This is a genomic window from Nocardia sp. NPDC001965, from assembly GCF_053594175.1.
In genome coordinates this window covers 96,116-111,586 of the sequence record NZ_JBSFDZ010000014.1, presented here as the reverse complement: position 1 = coordinate 111,586, position 15,471 = coordinate 96,116, and the positions used below count along the sequence as shown (strand labels likewise).

General features: G+C 65.2%; 16 protein-coding genes and 3 pseudogenes. 15 read left to right on the top strand and 4 right to left on the bottom strand.

The window, feature by feature from the left end; translation table 11 throughout:
* Positions 1-332 precede the first annotated feature (332 nt).
* Complete coding sequence (locus tag ACWCPQ_RS20740) at positions 333-908, bottom strand: TetR/AcrR family transcriptional regulator (protein ID WP_449901174.1); 576 nt, start codon at positions 906-908, stop codon at positions 333-335.
* Between the two features lie 312 nt (positions 909-1,220).
* Here ACWCPQ_RS20740 and ACWCPQ_RS20735 point away from each other — a divergent pair, with 312 nt between their 5' ends.
* The 11 genes from ACWCPQ_RS20735 to ACWCPQ_RS20685 are packed head-to-tail and all read left to right on the top strand — an operon-like array spanning position 1,221 to position 10,224.
* Positions 1,221-1,571, top strand: coding sequence for a 2Fe-2S iron-sulfur cluster-binding protein (locus tag ACWCPQ_RS20735; protein ID WP_357063693.1), 351 nt, complete (start codon positions 1,221-1,223; stop codon positions 1,569-1,571).
* Positions 1,572-1,584: 13 nt separating this feature from the next.
* Complete coding sequence (locus tag ACWCPQ_RS20730) at positions 1,585-2,385, top strand: SDR family NAD(P)-dependent oxidoreductase (RefSeq protein ID WP_449901171.1); 801 nt, start codon at positions 1,585-1,587, stop codon at positions 2,383-2,385.
* The gene (locus tag ACWCPQ_RS20725; protein WP_357063698.1) at positions 2,382-2,990 is read left to right on the top strand and encodes a carboxymuconolactone decarboxylase family protein; all 609 of its coding nucleotides are present in this window, start codon (positions 2,382-2,384) and stop codon (positions 2,988-2,990) included. Before ACWCPQ_RS20730 ends, ACWCPQ_RS20725 begins: the two co-directional genes overlap by 4 nt.
* Positions 2,991-2,992: 2 nt before the next feature.
* On the top strand, positions 2,993-4,261 hold the full coding sequence (locus ACWCPQ_RS20720; protein WP_449901169.1) for an aromatic ring-hydroxylating oxygenase subunit alpha: 1,269 nt from the start codon (positions 2,993-2,995) through the stop codon (positions 4,259-4,261).
* 5 nt (positions 4,262-4,266) lie between these two features.
* Positions 4,267-4,602: a hypothetical protein gene (locus tag ACWCPQ_RS20715; protein WP_449901167.1), complete on the top strand. Its 336-nt coding sequence runs from the start codon at positions 4,267-4,269 to the stop codon at positions 4,600-4,602.
* A gap of 55 nt (positions 4,603-4,657) precedes the next feature.
* Complete coding sequence (locus ACWCPQ_RS20710) at positions 4,658-5,500, top strand: TauD/TfdA dioxygenase family protein (RefSeq protein ID WP_357063703.1); 843 nt, start codon at positions 4,658-4,660, stop codon at positions 5,498-5,500.
* Between the two features lie 46 nt (positions 5,501-5,546).
* Positions 5,547-6,821, top strand: coding sequence for an aromatic ring-hydroxylating oxygenase subunit alpha (locus ACWCPQ_RS20705; RefSeq protein ID WP_449901164.1), 1,275 nt, complete (start codon positions 5,547-5,549; stop codon positions 6,819-6,821).
* Entirely contained in the window at positions 6,818-7,147 is a 330-nt protein-coding gene (locus ACWCPQ_RS20700) for a hypothetical protein (protein ID WP_449901161.1), read from the top strand. The genes ACWCPQ_RS20705 and ACWCPQ_RS20700 overlap by 4 nt, the downstream gene beginning before the upstream one ends.
* A complete protein-coding gene (locus tag ACWCPQ_RS20695) occupies positions 7,144-8,406 on the top strand; it encodes an amidohydrolase family protein (RefSeq protein WP_449901159.1) in 1,263 nt (420 codons plus the stop codon). Before ACWCPQ_RS20700 ends, ACWCPQ_RS20695 begins: the two co-directional genes overlap by 4 nt.
* A 34-nt stretch (positions 8,407-8,440) precedes the next feature.
* Entirely contained in the window at positions 8,441-8,761 is a 321-nt protein-coding gene (locus ACWCPQ_RS20690) for a hypothetical protein (RefSeq protein WP_357063712.1), read from the top strand.
* A 14-nt stretch (positions 8,762-8,775) separates the two neighbouring features.
* Positions 8,776-10,224 (top strand): aldehyde dehydrogenase, encoded by a 1,449-nt coding sequence (locus ACWCPQ_RS20685; protein ID WP_449901156.1) that lies wholly within the window; start codon positions 8,776-8,778, stop codon positions 10,222-10,224.
* 131 nt (positions 10,225-10,355) lie between these two features.
* Here ACWCPQ_RS20685 and ACWCPQ_RS20680 read toward each other — a convergent pair.
* A pseudogene (locus ACWCPQ_RS20680) lies at positions 10,356-11,000 on the bottom strand (cytochrome P450); the annotation flags it as partial.
* On the opposite strand from ACWCPQ_RS20680, the gene ACWCPQ_RS20675 reads away from it, so the two are divergent.
* Positions 10,978-11,451, top strand: a complete 474-nt coding sequence (locus tag ACWCPQ_RS20675) for a TetR/AcrR family transcriptional regulator (protein ID WP_449901154.1) — start codon at positions 10,978-10,980, stop codon at positions 11,449-11,451. The pseudogene ACWCPQ_RS20680 and the gene ACWCPQ_RS20675 overlap by 23 nt on opposite strands.
* A 196-nt stretch (positions 11,452-11,647) precedes the next feature.
* On the opposite strand, the gene ACWCPQ_RS20670 is transcribed toward ACWCPQ_RS20675, so the two are convergent.
* Entirely contained in the window at positions 11,648-11,980 is a 333-nt protein-coding gene (locus ACWCPQ_RS20670) for a hypothetical protein (RefSeq protein ID WP_449901152.1), read from the bottom strand.
* On the opposite strand from ACWCPQ_RS20670, the pseudogene ACWCPQ_RS20665 reads away from it, so the two are divergent.
* The 3 genes and pseudogenes from ACWCPQ_RS20665 to ACWCPQ_RS20655 form a co-directional block, all read left to right on the top strand.
* A pseudogene (locus tag ACWCPQ_RS20665) lies at positions 11,927-12,670 on the top strand (benzoate/H(+) symporter BenE family transporter); the annotation flags it as partial. The gene ACWCPQ_RS20670 and the pseudogene ACWCPQ_RS20665 sit on opposite strands and share 54 nt — an antisense overlap.
* Positions 12,671-12,672: 2 nt before the next feature.
* A pseudogene (locus tag ACWCPQ_RS20660) lies at positions 12,673-13,408 on the top strand (IS3 family transposase); the annotation flags it as partial.
* A gap of 482 nt (positions 13,409-13,890) precedes the next feature.
* Positions 13,891-14,295, top strand: coding sequence for a transposase (locus ACWCPQ_RS20655; protein ID WP_449901263.1), 405 nt, complete (start codon positions 13,891-13,893; stop codon positions 14,293-14,295).
* A gap of 35 nt (positions 14,296-14,330) precedes the next feature.
* Here ACWCPQ_RS20655 and ACWCPQ_RS20650 read toward each other — a convergent pair whose 3' ends face one another.
* Positions 14,331-15,293: a SigB/SigF/SigG family RNA polymerase sigma factor gene (locus ACWCPQ_RS20650; protein ID WP_449901149.1), complete on the bottom strand. Its 963-nt coding sequence runs from the start codon at positions 15,291-15,293 to the stop codon at positions 14,331-14,333.
* Positions 15,294-15,471 lie beyond the last annotated feature (178 nt).

The window sequence follows — 15,471 nt, the reverse complement described above, 5'->3', positions numbered from 1 at the left end:
GACGGTCACCGAGTCTAGTTCCGACCATGCGCGCCACGCCTCAGGGCGATCCGCACCCGCCTGTCCGATTCCGCCCGATGGGCGGCGGCTGGGGCGGCTTAGTCGAGCTCCTCGCCGCACGGTCACGCCGACCGCCACGGCAGGAGCCGACGAACAGCCTTTCGCCCCGAGGTGATGTGCGGGAGTTGCGACATCAGGGAATCCTCGCCCCGAATACACCACCCGCGTCGATGCGGCCCGGCGACGCAGCTGATGTATAGGTCCGCCCGCTCCAGCAGGGACTCTCACCTCTGCCCTGTCGGGGCTTGTGGCTGTGGTTGCGATCTGAGTGGCTACCGGGCTCTCGGCTGCCGCTCACCTTCGACGGTGCGGATGAAATCTTCGATCACAGCGGTGATCTCGGCGTGACCGGTGTCGATCTGGAAGGCTTCTTCCATGCGCAGGAATCGGGATACGCTGGACATGAGCATGACCAGCGTTGTCGGTGTCCAGGCTGTGGAGTCGTGGTCGCGCAGCGCTCGGGTGACGATGTCGAGTTGGAGTTCGCGGAATCGTTTCGACGAGCGGATGATCTCGGTGCGGATGGACGGCCGGTGGATGGCCAGAGAAACGAACTCCATGGTGAGGGCCGTGCGGGATTGGTCGTGGACTGCGTCCCACATAGCCCATAGGGGTTGATCGGAGTCGGCGGCCTCGAGTAGGCGCTGATAGCTGCGCTCGGCACCTCTGTGGAACAGTTCGGCGAACAGGTTGTCCATGGTGCCGAAGTAGTAGTAGACCAGTGCGGAATTCACTCCCGCCCGTGTGGCGAGCCGACGGGAGCTGACCGCGGCGTAGCCCTCCTCGAGCATGACCTGTTCGGCTGCGTCGAGGAGCGCGGATCTCGTGGAGAGGCTTCTGGTTACCATCCCGCCTCCGGCCGGAACCGGCGTATCGCTGTCGTTCATTGCACCTCCTGTGTGCCCGGTCGGTTTACCCGTAGCGCTCCGGGTTCGACCGGGAGTCCAGTGGGCCTACTCGATCTTAGGAATGCCGTCGGTCTTCCTTGCGCGGTGCCCTGCGAAGCCGTGACCGGGGAGCGAACCGCTGGCCCGTTCGTACTGTGCGGCTATTGACAGCCGTATCGGATCGCCTCTATAACTTTAACCACTCGATTAATTAATCGAGTGGTTAAAGCGACGCGCTGTGTGTCAGGCGGCTGCGACGCTGCAAGGACGACCGTGGACTGGGTCGAGAAGGCGGTGACCGTGAGCTGTTCCGGTTTGCCCGATCATGGGGAGCCATCTGCCGGTGGGTGCCCGTGGATCACCATCCGCTGTGACCGCCGAACGGTGACCGGAAGCCATCGGAAGGGAGCGACCATCCTGCAGATGGCGCGCTTTCTCGGTATCGACCCACCGGCAACGTGCGAGACGGGGCACTGCGGTGCCTGTACTGCGCGTGTGGTTTCCGGTGTCGGCGTCGAAATGCGCCATAACGAGGCGCTGTCGGAAGCGGAGGTGGCTGCGGGCTGGGTGCTTACTTGCCAGGCATTGCCCACCCGGGGGCCGGTCCGGGTCGTCTATGAGTAGAAGGAGCATCGCCATGGGCAGTCCCGAGGAAGGCCGGGAGCATATTCCAGGGCCGTTGGCGACCGGCCCGGCCGGTCGTGTCGTCGTCGTCACCGGTGGAGCCTCCGGTATGGGTTTGTCGGTGTCCCGCAGACTGGCGGCGGCCGGCGACCGTGTCGCGGTCTTCGACCGTGACGGTGCCCGGGCGCAGCGCGCGGCGGAGGGCATTCGGGCATCCGGTGGGTCGGCGATGGCCTGCGAGGTGGACGTGACCGACCGGCCCGCTGTGGAGGAAGCCGTGCGCAAGGTGCGCGCGGAGTGGGGTCCGGTGCAGGTGCTCGTCACCAGTGCCGGAGTGTTCGCTTTCGAGGATTTCACCGATATCTCGATCGAGTCGTGGAATCGGATCATCGATGTGAACCTCAACGGCACCTTCCACTGCGTGCAAGCGGTGATCCCCGATATGGTGGCCGCCGGGTGGGGACGCATCGTCACGATCTCTTCCTCCAGTGCCCAGCGGGGTTCGCCGAAAATGGTCCACTACACCGCCTCCAAAGGCGCGGTGATCGCAATGACCAAGGCGCTGGCCCGGGAGTACGCGACGCGCGGGATCACCGTCAACACGATCCCGCCGTCGGGGATCGATACACCCATGTCGCGAGATTCCCAATCTGCCGGGCACCTCCCGGACAACGAGACGATGGCCCGTGCCATCCCGGTCGGCTATCTCGGCAACGGCGAGGATATCGCCGCGGCCTGTGAATTCCTGTGTTCCGCCGACGCCAGGTTCATCACCGGGCAGGTCGTCGGCGTGAATGGTGGTGCTGTGATATGACCTCCACCGTCCCACGGCTGGTGCCGCTGCCGGCCGAGAGCTGGACAGAGGACGCGCGGGCGATGCTCCGCGGACGGCTTCAGCAGGCCGACCGTTATCTGTCTGGGGAACCCGCCGCCCCGCGGCTGCCGAATATCCTGGGGATCCTCGGACATCATCCCGAACTCGGTGGCGCCTGGCTGGAATACAACGGGCTGTTGCTGGAACGCGGGACTCTGGCCCCGCTGATCCGAGAGCTGGCAGTGCTTCGGGTCGCGTGGCGTACCCGCTCGGCCTACGAGTGGAGCCAGCACACGCGGATGGCGGCCGTCCTCGGCATGAGCACGAAAACGATCGAGGATATCGCCTGCGGGGATACGGCCACCTGGCCGGAACTGGAGCGGCTGGTTCTGGCGGCCACCGACGAACTGATCGACCGGCACCGGGTGGCCGATACCACCTGGATCGCGCTCACCGAGTATCTCGACACCCGCGAATTGATCGAATTGCTCTTCGTCGTGGGGTCCTATCTCTGTCTGGCTCTCGTGTTCAACAGCGTCGATCTACAGCCTGATCCGGATACCGGTCCTGTGACGGCACCCGCAACACCCGAATGGGAGGAATGACCATGCCTCGATGGCCCAAACCCGCGGCAGGCACCTGGACTCAGCACTATCCGGACCTCGGGACCGGACCGGTATCGTTCGAGGATTCGGTCTCGCCGGAGTTCTACGACCTGGAGCGGGAAGCGATCTTCAAAAGGGCCTGGTTGAACGTGGGCCGGGTGGAGCAGCTGCCCCGGGTGGGCAGCTACTTCACCAAGGAAATCCATATCGCGAAGACCTCGTTGATCCTGGTGCGTGACCGGGACCGGCAGGTACGTGCCTTCTACAACGTGTGCCGGCACCGCGGCAACAAGCTGGTGTGGAACGAGGACCCGCGCGCGGAGGCGGCCGGCACGTGCCGTCAGTTCACCTGCAAATACCACGGGTGGCGATACGGCATCGACGGAGAACTGACCTTTGTCCAGCAGGAGGGCGAGTTCTTCGACCTCGACAAGTTGGATTTCGGCCTGGCTCCGGTGCATTGCGAGGTCTGGGCCGGATTCGTCTTCGTCAACCTCGCCCCGGAACCGCTGCAGACCTTACGAGAATTCCTGGGCCCCATGGTGACCGCGCTGGAGGACTATCCGTTCGACAAGATGACCGAATGGTACGAGTTCCGGGCCGAGAACCAGAGCAACTGGAAGCTGTTCGCCGACGCGTTCCAGGAGTATTACCATGTCCCCGGCCTGCATTCGCAGCAGGTGCCCGGTGCGGTGCGTAATCCGGAACCGAATTTCGAATGTGCGCATTTTCAGGTGGACGGTCCACACCGGGTGGTGAGTACCGGCGGGGCGCGTCGCTGGACGTTACCGCCGGAGTACATGTATCCGATCGAACGGGTCACCCGCAGTGGATTGGTGGGGCCGTGGGAGTCCCCGGATATCGGTGAGCTGCCGCCCGGTATCAACCCGGGGCGGGTGGAGCCGTGGGGGATCGACAACTTCCAGATCTTCCCGAACCTCGAGATTCTGTTCTATCGCGGCTGGTACCTGATCTACCGCTACTGGCCGACCTCCTACAACAGTCACGTGTTCGAGGGGGTCCTGTGCTATCAACCGGCCCGCACGGTCCGGGAGCGGGTGGAGCACGAGGTGTCCTCCGTGGTGTTCAAGGAGTTCGCCCTGCAGGACGCCGGGATGCTGACCGGCACCCAGACCGCGCTCGAATCGGCCTACCGCACCGCGGGGATCACCGACTATCCGGTCAACGACCAAGAGATCCTGGTCCGGCACTTCCACAAAGTGGTCGCCGACTGGGTGGGGGAGTACCGCGGCGAACGAGTGGGGGTGTGATCCCGATGGCCGAGAACATGCTGCCGCCCGCGTTCGCCGAATTCGAGAAGTTCGCTCCGATCTGGTGCCTGGCGACCGAGACCGAGCGGTGGAACCGCCGGATGGGCAGCTCGATGGACGAACTGAACGAGTTCTATGCGGCGTTCTTCCCGCGGCTCGAAGAGGCGATCGCCTACTGCGACAAATTCGGCCTCGACGATCTGCCCGACGACGTGCTGCATCTGCTGCAGCTCATCTATTCGCTGGCCATGGTGGCCATGGCAGTCGAAATCTTCCTCCAGCCCCGGCCGGTCGACAGCGCCGACGCCGAACTGGAACGCATCGGGGAGCCGTGGCCGTGAACCGACCCGGCCGGCCCCCGGCATCACCTACTCGGACCGCAGGAGCGCAGCAGTAATGACCACAGTGACAGTGGAGAAACTCAACCATGAGATCGGCGCCGAGGTCGCGGGCCTCGATGCCGACCGGATGGCATCCGATGACACCGTCCCCGGGCTCGTCCTCGACGCTTTGGAAGCCAACGGCGTACTGGTGTTCCGGGGCCTGAATTGGGAACCGGAGGCGCAGGTGGCCTTCTGCCGCAAACTCGGCGAGATCGACACCTCCGCCGGCCATCATCCGGTGACGGGAATCTACCGGGTCAGCTTGGACTCTTCGAAGAACTCGTCGGCCGGTTATCTGCGCGGCACCTTCGACTGGCATATCGACGGCTGCACGCCCCGAGACGATGTGTATCCGCAGATGGCGACCGTATTGTCCGCGAGAGCCGTTGCTGTCAGCGGTGGCGAGACCGAATTCGCCAGCACCTACAAGGCCTACGACCGCCTCACCGACGAGGAGAAGGCGCGATTGGCGACAGTGCGCGTGCTGCATTCGCTGGAGGCCTCGCAGCGTCCGGTGACCCCCGATCCCTCGCCCCGGCTGCTCGAGTACTGGCAGAACTGGCCGACTCGCGAGCACCCGCTGATCTGGACCCACAAGTCGGGCCGCCGCTCCCTGGTCCTCGGCACTTCCACCGACCACGTGGTGGGTATGGACCGCGCCGAGGGACGTGCGCTACTCGACGACCTGCTCGCTCATACCACCGCTCCCGAACGGGTCTACCGGCACGAATGGTCGGTCGGCGACACGGTGATCTGGGACAACCGGGGAGTCATCCACCGGGCGGCACCGTACCCGGAGAATTCGCCGCGCGAGATGTTGCGCACCACCGTGCTGGGCGACGAACCGATCCAATAGTCACCGGGTATCTCCCGCAACGATCGACACCTCGAGGAGCACCACCATGCCCCGCTGGCCCAAACCCGCCGAAGGCAGCTGGACCGAACACTATCCCGAACTGGGCACCGCCCCGATGTCCTATGAAGATTCGATCTCCCCGGAGGTCTACGAACAGGAACGGGAAGCGATCTTCAAGAAGGCCTGGCTGAACGTCGGGCGGGTCGAGCAGGTGCCGAGGGTGGGCAGCTACTTCACCAAGGAAATCCACGCCGCCTCTGCCTCCGTGATCGTTGTACGCGATAAGGACAAGCAGGTCCGGGCCTTCTATAACATCTGCCGACACCGCGGCAACAAACTGGTGTGGAACGAACTGCCCCGCGAAGAGGTTTCCGGCACCTGCCGGCAGTTCACCTGCAAATATCACGGCTGGCGCTACGGACTCGACGGCGAGCTCACCTTCGTCCAGCAGGAGGGCGAGTTCTTCGACCTCGACAAGTCGGATTATGGCCTGGCTCCGGTGCACTGCGAAGTATGGGCCGGATTCGTATTCGTCAATCTGGCTCGCCGGCCGGCGCAGTCACTGCGGGAGTTCCTCGGGCCGATGATCACCGACCTGGAAGGCTACCCCTTCGATCAACTCACCGAACGCTATTCCTACCGCTCCGAAGTCGGCGCGAACTGGAAACTCTACATGGATGCCTTCCAGGAGTTCTATCACGCCGCCGTCCTACACGGGAACCAGTCTCCGGACAACTTCTCCGCCGCGGCCCAGGCTGCCGGCTTCGAAGCGCCGCACTATCAACTGCAGGGGCCGCATCGCCTGGTCAGCACCTCCGGAGTGGTGACCTGGGAACTCGACCCGTCCATGCGTAAACCGATGGAGGACATCACCCGGGGCGGACTCTTCGGCCCGTGGGACGTCCCTGATCTGGGTGAACTGCCCTCCGGCGTCAATCCGGGGAAGTGCGAGCCGTGGGGACTGGATTCGTTTCAGATGTTCCCCAACTTCGTGATCCTGATCTGGTCGGCGGGCTGGTATCTCACCTACCACTATTGGCCGACCTCGTACAACACCCATATTTTCGAGGGGAACCTGTACTTCATCCCGGCCCGGACGCCGCGCGATCGAGTCGCCCACGAGATGACGGCCGTGACGTTCAAGGAATACGGCTTGCAGGACGCCAGCACCCTCGAAGCGACACAGATGACACTGGAATCGCGAGCGGTGACCCATTTCCCGCTGTGCGATCAGGAGATCCTGCTCCGCCACCTGCACAAGACCGCGGCCGACTGGGTCGCCGACCACCGCGAGCAACAGACAGGAGTAGTCCAGCGATGACATTGCTACCCCCGGAATTCTCCGACCTGGAACCCTTCGCCGCGCAGTGGTGCCTGGCCACCGAGCGGGAACGCTACGCACGGCGGATGGCCACCTCGATGGAGGAGATGCAGCGGTTCTACGACGCGATAACGCCGCGCGCGGAGAACGCCTTGAGCTATCTGGATGCGGTAGGCCTCGACGATATGCCCGATGACGCGCTGAACCTGCTGCACCTGCTGTATTCGATGATCATGGTGTCCTTCCCGGTCGAGGTGTGGAATCAGCCGTGGATTCCCGATGCCAGCCAGGCATCGATGGACTGCGTCATCGAGCCGACGCCGTGAGCACCGGCGCCACGGTCCTGCGCGCAGCGCGGTGGATCGATATCGATGCAGGTCAGGTGCGCTCGCCCGCGGTGATCGTCGTCCGCGACGGACTGATCGAGGCCGTGAATCCACCCGAGATTCCCGCCGACGCGACCACGGTGGACCTCGGTGACCGCACAGTGTTGCCCGGTCTGATGGATATGGAAATCAACCTGCTCATCGGCGGCCCCGAAAACCCCAGCGGGTTACCGAATCCGATGCACGGTGTGCAGGACGATCCCGTCTACCGCACACTGCGCGGCACCGTCAACGCCCGGGCCACGCTCATGGCCGGATTCACCACCGTTCGCAACCTGGGGCTCATGGTCAAGACCGGCGGATATCTGCTCGACGTCGACCTCGGCCGCGCGATCGAGAACGGCTGGTTCCCGGGCCCGCGGGTCGTCTCGGCCGGACACGCCATCACGCCCACCGGCGGGCACCTCGACCCCACCATGTTCCAGAAACTGGCCCCGCACATCATGCCGATGTCGGTGCAAGAGGGGATGGCCGACGGAGTGCCGGCGGTCCGGGCGGCGACCCGCTACCAGATCAAATACGGCGCCGGAGTCATAAAAATTTCGGCATCGGGCGGAGTGATGTCGCACAGCACCGCGCCCGGCACCCAGCAATACTCCGACGAGGAACTCGCCGCCATCGTCGACGAAGCCCATCGTGCCGGTATCAAGGTCGCCGCCCACGCGCACGGAGACGCGGGCATCCGCGCCTGTATCCGCGCCGGCGTCGACTGTATCGAGCACGGGTCCCTTGCCGGCGATGACACCGTGCAGATGATGGTCGACCACGGCACCTTCCTGGTCCCGACCAGCTATCTGTCCGAAGGCCTCGACACCTCCAAAGCTCCGCCCGCGCTGCGTCGTAAAGCCGAACAGGTCTTCCCGAAAGCACGCCGGATGCTGGCAAAGGCGATCGAGGCCGGAGTGAAGATCGCCTGCGGCACCGACGCACCCGCAGTGCCGCACGGACAGAACGCCAAAGAACTCTGGGCGCTGGTCGATCGCGGAATGACCCCGATGCAGGCGCTGCGTGCCGCGACCGTGACCAGCGCCGAGCTCATCGATGCCGAGGACCGTGGCCGGCTAGCACCGGGTCTGCTCGCCGATATCATCGCCGTCCCCGGCGATCCCGCCCGCGATATCACCGCACTCGAGACCGTGGATTTCGTGATGAAGGACGGCGTTGTCCACAAGAATTCTACCGCCGAGCCGGGCCGCTGACCTCACCACCGCCCGACAACAGAAGGAGTCACACATGCCCAAAGGAATTCTCTACGTCGAATCCCGTCCCAGCTCGGCGGCCGAGGTCGAGGAATACCATCGCTGGTACACCGAAACTCATATCGGCGAGATGCTCGGGGTCGACGGTATCGTTTCCGCCCGCCGACTCGAACCGATCGCCGGAGACGGTAGTTTCATCGCCCTCTACGAAATCGAGGCCGATGACCTGGCCGCGGTACAAGCGCGGATGGGCGAGCGAGCCCGCTCGGGGGAGATGTCGAAACCGGTCGCCGTGCAATCGGATCCACCGCCCACCGTGCGATTGCTGCGTGAACTGAGTGTGCACACCTCTTGAGATCGGCTGACGCCATGCGCGAATACACGAGCCTCTTCATCGGCGGCGCCTGGGTAACGCCGAAGGACGGCGGACTGATCGAGGTGATCTCCCCGGACACCGAAAAACCCATCGCGCAGATCGTCGCACCTGGACGCGCCGATGTCGACCACGCGGTCGAGGCGGCGCGCAGAGCCTTCGACGAGGGCCCATGGCCGCGGCTCGACCCCGCCGAGCGGGTCCGGATCGTGCGTGATCTCGCCGACTGCTACGAAGCGCGCGTGGAGGAAGTCGCGCAGCTGGTCACGGCGGAAATGGGAGCCCCGATCACCTTTTCCCGATCCGCGCACGCCCGGCTACCCGGCGTGATGATGCGGGCCCTTGCCGATCTCGCTGAAACGTTTCCGTGGGAGGAGCGCCGCGCCGGCTACTATGGTTCGGACGTTCTGATCCACCGCGAACCCGTGGGCGTGGTGGCCGGAGTGGTCCCGTGGAACATGCCGATGCTCATGGTGGTCGCCAAACTGGCTCCGGCCTTGCTGACCGGCTGCACCGTGGTGCTCAAACCCTCACCCGAGACGCCATTGGATGCCTATCTCATGGCCGAACTGATCCAGGACAGCGAGATCCCGCCGGGCGTCGTATCCATTCTGCCCGGCGACAGCGACATCGGGAAATATCTTGTCGGTCACCCCGGTATCGACAAGGTCTCCTTCACGGGATCCACCGCAGCCGGCCGCGAAGTCGGCGCCGTATGCGGTGCCGCTCTCAAACGCGTCAGCCTGGAACTCGGCGGCAAATCCGCCGCGGTCGTGCTCGACGATGCAGACCCGGAAACCGTCGCCTCCGGTGTGCAGGTGGCCGCGCTGATGAACACCGGACAGGCCTGCGTCGCGCAGACCAGAATTCTGGTACCGCAGCACCGGCACACCGAATTCGTCGATGCGCTGGCCGCCATGATCGACCGGCTCGTTGTCGGGAGTCCCCACGAAGAGGCCACCCAGATCGGTCCCCTGGTCTCCGCTCGGCAGCGGGAGCGCGTCCGCGACTACATCCGGCAGGGGCATGCCGAAGGCGCTCACCTGGTCGCCGGAGGCCCTGAACCGCCCCCCGGCGCAGACACCGGCTGGTACATCCGGCCGACGTTGTTCACCGAGGTGGCCCCCGACATGCGTATCGCCCGGGAAGAGATTTTCGGACCGGTGCTGACCGTGCTGCCCTACCGGGGTCTCGACGATGCCGTGCGACTCGCCGACGACACCGAGTACGGCCTCTCCGGCTCGGTGTGGACTCGGGACCCCGAGCGCGGCCTGGCCGTCGCGCGCCGCATCCGCAGCGGAACACTCGGGATAAACCAGGCCTACAGCATGGATCCGCACGCGCCTTTCGGCGGTGTCAAGGCCAGCGGAGTCGGGCGGGAATTCGGGCGCGAAGGGCTCGACAGTTACCTCGATACTAAGTCGATCTCGACGCTGCGAGCCTGACACACACGGGTTTGATACCGCTTGCTGCGCCGGTGACGAAGTATCCTCGGCCTCCGAGGTCCTGCATTTCGGTATCTTCCGGCCATTCGTTCCGGACGCTCTGGGATCCGCTGACGGTGTCCAGGTAGGGGTCAAGGCAGGACGGCGGGCATGGTGTCCCATCCACGGACCGTCGAGGTTGTCGACATTCGTGCCGTGGTGAGGTCGACGTCCCATTGCGGGAAGCGCCTCAGCACCTCTTCGAGGGCGATGCGGCCTTCGAGGCGGGCCAGGGCGGCGCCGAGGCAGAAGTGGGCGCCGATCCCGAACCCGAGATGGGGTTGCGGTGGGCGGTGGATATCGAACGTGTCGGCGTCGGGTGGGTATCGGCGGTGGTCGTGGTTGGCTGCCCCGATGAGAAGCATCATGACGCTGCCGGCGGGCACCTTGCGGCCGTAGTGCTCGATGTCGCGGGTGACATAGCGTGCGGCGTGAGGTGCCGGTGGCTCGAGTCGGAGCAGTTCCGCGATTGCCCGGGGAATGAGGCCGGGGTCGTCGGCGAGTTCGCGGTGTTGATCGGGGTGCTCGGCGAGGACTTTGCCCGCCCAGCCGATGAGGCGTGTCGTGGTTTCGTTGCCGGCGCCGGCCACCATGTTCACATACATCAGCAGTTCGTCGCGGGTGAGCCGGCGGACCGCTCCCGTTTCGTCCTCGAACTCGACCTCGAGCAGTTCGGTGACGATGTCGTCGGAGGGGTGTTTCTCCCGCCAGTCGATGTATTCGGCGAAGATCCGGCCATCGTCCAACAAGACAAAGGAAGACCTGTTCCTGGCCGTCCATCAACGGTACTGGCGGCGCTTCTTCGACAACTTCACCGAATTGCTGGCCTCGGTCACAGAGATCGGTGAGAGTGAGCTCGCCGAGATCGCCGGACGATGGCGCCGCGTCGCCGAAAGCGGTGGCGCCCAGCAGGCCGCGCTGGGCTACGAATTCACCCTCTACCTGCTCCGGAACCCCGAAGCCCGCGCGCGTGTGGCGCCGAAACAGCAGCAGGTGACCGACGAGCTCACGGCCTTCATCGTAGAAAGCCTCGGCAAGCTCGGCGCCACCCTCAGTATGCCGGTATCCACTTTCGCGCAGCTGCTGATCGCCACCAGCGACAGCATCATGCTGGCCGCCGAATTGAACGACACCGACCTGTACCGGCCGGTACTCGAGATGTACACGGCGGTGATCACCGCGCCCTGACCGCACGGCGACGAAGGCCGTGCAGAGGCATCACCTACTCGCGGGTTCACGGGAATCCGATGGGCCACGGGACCCGGAGCGGGAGGAGTGTCGCTGTCGCACAGCCCTTCTCGGGGGCGATATATCGCGCGGTCGCTCGCCGGCTCCGACGCTTGTGGGTCAGCGGGGTGCCGTGCCAGTACCGGAGATGCCGTGCTCAGCGGTCCGTGTCTCCGCTACTTTCGGCGAGGGCTTGCGGGCCGTATCGGGCGGCGATCAGGCTCCAGGGATCGGCGTAGCGGCCCCGATGTTCTATTCGTCGCTGCAGGGCCAGGGCCGTGCGTATCGCCGGCCGTAGGAGGGAGCCGGTGGTCCGGAGGGCGATTCGCAGGAAACGTGGCTGAGCCTCGGCGATCCACGCGACCGTTTCCCGCCACTCGTGCTGCTGGAAGTTCAGTAGCGCTTGTGATTCCGTGGTGTCGAACCAGCCGGTCTCGCAGCCTTCGGCACAGCGGTGCTGGGGGCTGCCATGAGCATCGTCGTGCACCATAGGCGCCTGGACGTCAGCGGGATCATCCCGACCGTGGAGATTTCCGTGCCGGAATGGAATTGGCAGGCATTCCTCGGAATCGCGGTTCCACTTTATGTTGTCACTATGGCGTCGCAGAATATTCCAGGCGCCGCGGTAATGAAGTCGTACGGCTATACCGTGCCGTGGCGTGCGTCCATGACGATTACCGGCCTAGGCACCATCATCGGTGCCCCAGCGGGCGGACACGCGATCAACCTCGCCGCGATCAGCGCGGCCCTAGCAGCCGCTCCCACAGCCCACCCCGACCCTGAGCGGCGCTGGGTCGCGGCGTTCGCCTCGGGCGTGACCTACCTCTTCCTCGCGCTGAGCTCGGGTCTGCTCATCGCCCTGGTTGCCGCCACTCCGAAGGGCGTGTTCGAGACTGTTGCCGGATTGGCGTTGCTGGCTACATTGGGTGCGGCGCTTTCCGGTGCCCTTGCCTGCGGCGAACACCGCGAGTCGAGCGTCGTAACGATTGTCATCGCGGCATCGGGTGTGAGCTTCGCCGGGATCGGTGCCGCGCTCTGGGCTCTGCTGGCCGGTATGGCCCTGCGAGCGGTATTGAACCGCTCGTCGCCTCGGTCGTGGACGAAGGTGTCGTTCGGATTCCGCCCCTGCTGGGTGGGCCGGCCGAAACGGGTTTCTCCACCCTCGGTGCGTACTGAGTGACTCTTGACCAGGTCGCCGCCGATTTCGGGATCCACCCGATGACCTTGACGAAGTGGATGCGTCAAGCTGATATCGACGAGGGCAACACGCCCGGAACGACCAGAAGCGAGTCCGACGAGCTGCGGGAACTGCGGCGCCGCAGCCGTTTGCTCGAGCAGGAGAACGAGGTGCTGCGCCGGACGGCGGAGTATCTGTCGCAGGCCAATCTTCCGGGAAAAGGGTCTACCCGCTCGTGAGCGAGCTCGCCGCCGACGGGATCCCCGTCGCGGTCACCTGCCGGGTCCTGAACCTTGCTCGCCAACCCTATTACCGGTGGCCGGCCGTGCCGGTCACCGAGGCCGAACTCATCGAGGCCTATCGCGCGAACGCCCTGTTCGACGCCCACCACGACGACCCGGAGTTCGGCTGCCGGTTCCTGGCCGACGAAGCCGCCGAATCCGGTGAACCGATGGCCGGGCGCACCGCCTGGCGGATCTGCTCGGCTGGAGGGCGTTCTGCAAGCGCCGGCGCGGCAAGAACGGCCGACCGGGCCCGCCGGTGCACGACGACCTCGTGAAACGCGATTTCACCGCGCAAGCACGAAACCATCTGTGGCTCAGCGGCATCACCGAACATCGCACCGGTGAAGGTAAATTCTACCTCTGCGCGGTCAAGGACGTATTCTCCGGCCGGATCGTGGGCTACTCGATCGACTCGCGCATGAAGTCGAGGCTCGCGGTCGCCGCATTGCTACGCGCGCAGTGAGCGTGCCGCCGGGAACACCATCCACGCCAGATTTTTCGTGCGTCCTGGACGACGAGCCGAACCCTGCCGCACCCGAGCGCCTTCGGAAACCGGAGCTCTCACCGGAATGCCAGTCGACCTGTCAGTCGCCGGCCGAGTCGAAACCACGCTCGGGGCCGGTCTCCGGAACGACCCTCACTGTGCCGCCCGGCAGTGTTCGACAATGGCCTACTTCTGGCCGGTTCTCGGGTGACGAACAGTGGGGTTTCGTGGCGACAAGGGTGTTTGCGGACGGGGAGTTGGCGCGTTTGCGGGAGTCTGGGGAGGTCAACCGCGAGGAGTTGTTCCGGTTCTTTACGCTGACCTCGGCCGATATCGCGTTTGTCGCGCCGGTGCGGGGGCGTGGGCTGGCAGAACGCCCTCGAACGGGACCTCATCGACGCCCACGAAGAGGCTTTCCGCGTCCGTCACTTGGAAGCCCGAACCGAGCAGGCGTGGTGCCTGACCCGGCGGACTGTCCGCAGTTCACGACCGTGCTCGGCGAGATCCGGGTGCCGCGGCTCGGGGTCGGTGGCACGCGGTCTCGCCCGGATCGGGTGCTGGCCGATAAGGCGTATTCGTCGGCGGCCAACCGTGCTTACCTGCGGCGGCGCGGGATCAAGGCCACGATCCCGATCAAAGCCGACCAGGCCGCGCATCGCGCGGCCAGAGGCCATGCCGGCGGCCGGCCGCCGGCATTCGAGCCGAGCCTGTATGCGTTGCGGCACGCGGTGGAATGCACGATCAGTCGCCTCAAACAGCACCGGGCAGTGGCCACCCGCTACGACAAACTCGCCGTCCGCTACCTGGCCACCGTCCGTGTCGCCGCGATCAACCTGTGGCTATCCGGCCACGGCTTATGAAACACGGCCTAACGGTCGCTGCAGGACCGAGAGAATCAAACGATGCGGGGCCTGGCAGTGCTTTCGATCTCGAACCGGCGGCGCGGATGTAGTCCGGAAGGAGAACGAGCAGCGCAGTGCTCTCGAGTCCGAGATTGTCGATCCACCGTGGGGTGGACGTTGTCCGGTTCGCTGAGGGCCTGCTCCCGCAGTGTGGTCAGGATGCGGGTGAGCGTGCGAGAGACTTGCATCTGGGAGCAGCCGATCGTCGTGGCGATCTGTTGCTGGGTTCTGTTGTCGAAATACCGCAGGATCAGAATGCGGCGGTCGTGCCGGGGGAGCCGCGCGAGTAGTGGCCGCACCGCCGCCGCGTCCTCGAGCAGGCCGTAACAAGGGTCGATGCTGCCGAGCCGTTCGGCATGTGAGGGTGGACGCTGGTTGCCGTCTTTGTCGGCGCCGGAAAGGTCGTCGAGGGAGTCGGTGGCGTAGCCGTTGGTGGCGATCACTGCTTGGGTGATCTCCTCGACCGCGGTGTCGAGTGCGGTGGCGAGATCGCGAGCGGTGGGGATGTGGCCGAGTTCCTGTGTGAGGAGCGGTGTGACGGCGGTGATCCGGCCGCGTAGTTCCTTCAGCCGCCGGGGAACTCGGAGGGCCCAGCCCTGGTCGCGGAAGTAGCGGCGTACTTCTCCCATGACAGTGGGTACGGCAAAGGAGATGAATTCGGTACCGACCGCGGAATCGAAGCGGTCGACGGCGTGCACGACGCCCATACGCGCGATTTGCTGCAGATCATCGAATTCGACGCCGCGGCCTGCGTAACGGCGAGCGATATGGTCGGCCAGCGGCAGACAACGCCTGATGATTTCGTCGCGCACCGCGGGGCGGTGGGGGCCGGCGGGGCCGAGGGCGGCGAGCTTCTCGAGCAGGGGCTCGATTCCGTCGTAGGAGTCGTGGCCGCGGTGGGCGCGGCAGGCAGCCGGGGACGGGGTCGGTCGGATATTGCTCGCGTGTGCTGTCACGGGGAACTCCTCACGTGCAGATGATCGAATCTCGGCGCATCTGTGCGCGTTCTGCCGACATGCGCGTGATCTGCCCACTCTCGCGTCAGCAGGGAAGCAGGGACAGGTGCGCGGCCGATGGCGAATTCCGTTGCGGATACGGGACGTGTCGTCCCTCCCGGAAAGGGTGGTGCCGGTG

Bases quoted from the DNA above. Each gene is read 5' to 3' on its own strand.
- ACWCPQ_RS20740 (WP_449901174.1), bottom strand. From the start codon at position 908: ATGGTAACCAGAAGCCTCTCCACGAGATCCGCGCTCCTCGACGCAGCC.
- ACWCPQ_RS20730 (WP_449901171.1), top strand. From the start codon at position 1,585: ATGGGCAGTCCCGAGGAAGGCCGGGAGCATATTCCAGGGCCGTTGGCG.
- ACWCPQ_RS20725 (WP_357063698.1), top strand. From the start codon at position 2,382: ATGACCTCCACCGTCCCACGGCTGGTGCCGCTGCCGGCCGAGAGCTGG.
- ACWCPQ_RS20720 (WP_449901169.1), top strand. From the start codon at position 2,993: ATGCCTCGATGGCCCAAACCCGCGGCAGGCACCTGGACTCAGCACTAT.
- ACWCPQ_RS20715 (WP_449901167.1), top strand. From the start codon at position 4,267: ATGGCCGAGAACATGCTGCCGCCCGCGTTCGCCGAATTCGAGAAGTTC.
- ACWCPQ_RS20710 (WP_357063703.1), top strand. From the start codon at position 4,658: ATGACCACAGTGACAGTGGAGAAACTCAACCATGAGATCGGCGCCGAG.
- ACWCPQ_RS20705 (WP_449901164.1), top strand. From the start codon at position 5,547: ATGCCCCGCTGGCCCAAACCCGCCGAAGGCAGCTGGACCGAACACTAT.
- ACWCPQ_RS20700 (WP_449901161.1), top strand. From the start codon at position 6,818: ATGACATTGCTACCCCCGGAATTCTCCGACCTGGAACCCTTCGCCGCG.
- ACWCPQ_RS20690 (WP_357063712.1), top strand. From the start codon at position 8,441: ATGCCCAAAGGAATTCTCTACGTCGAATCCCGTCCCAGCTCGGCGGCC.
- ACWCPQ_RS20685 (WP_449901156.1), top strand. From the start codon at position 8,776: ATGCGCGAATACACGAGCCTCTTCATCGGCGGCGCCTGGGTAACGCCG.
- ACWCPQ_RS20675 (WP_449901154.1), top strand. From the start codon at position 10,978: ATGTATTCGGCGAAGATCCGGCCATCGTCCAACAAGACAAAGGAAGAC.
- ACWCPQ_RS20670 (WP_449901152.1), bottom strand. From the start codon at position 11,980: ATGGTGCACGACGATGCTCATGGCAGCCCCCAGCACCGCTGTGCCGAA.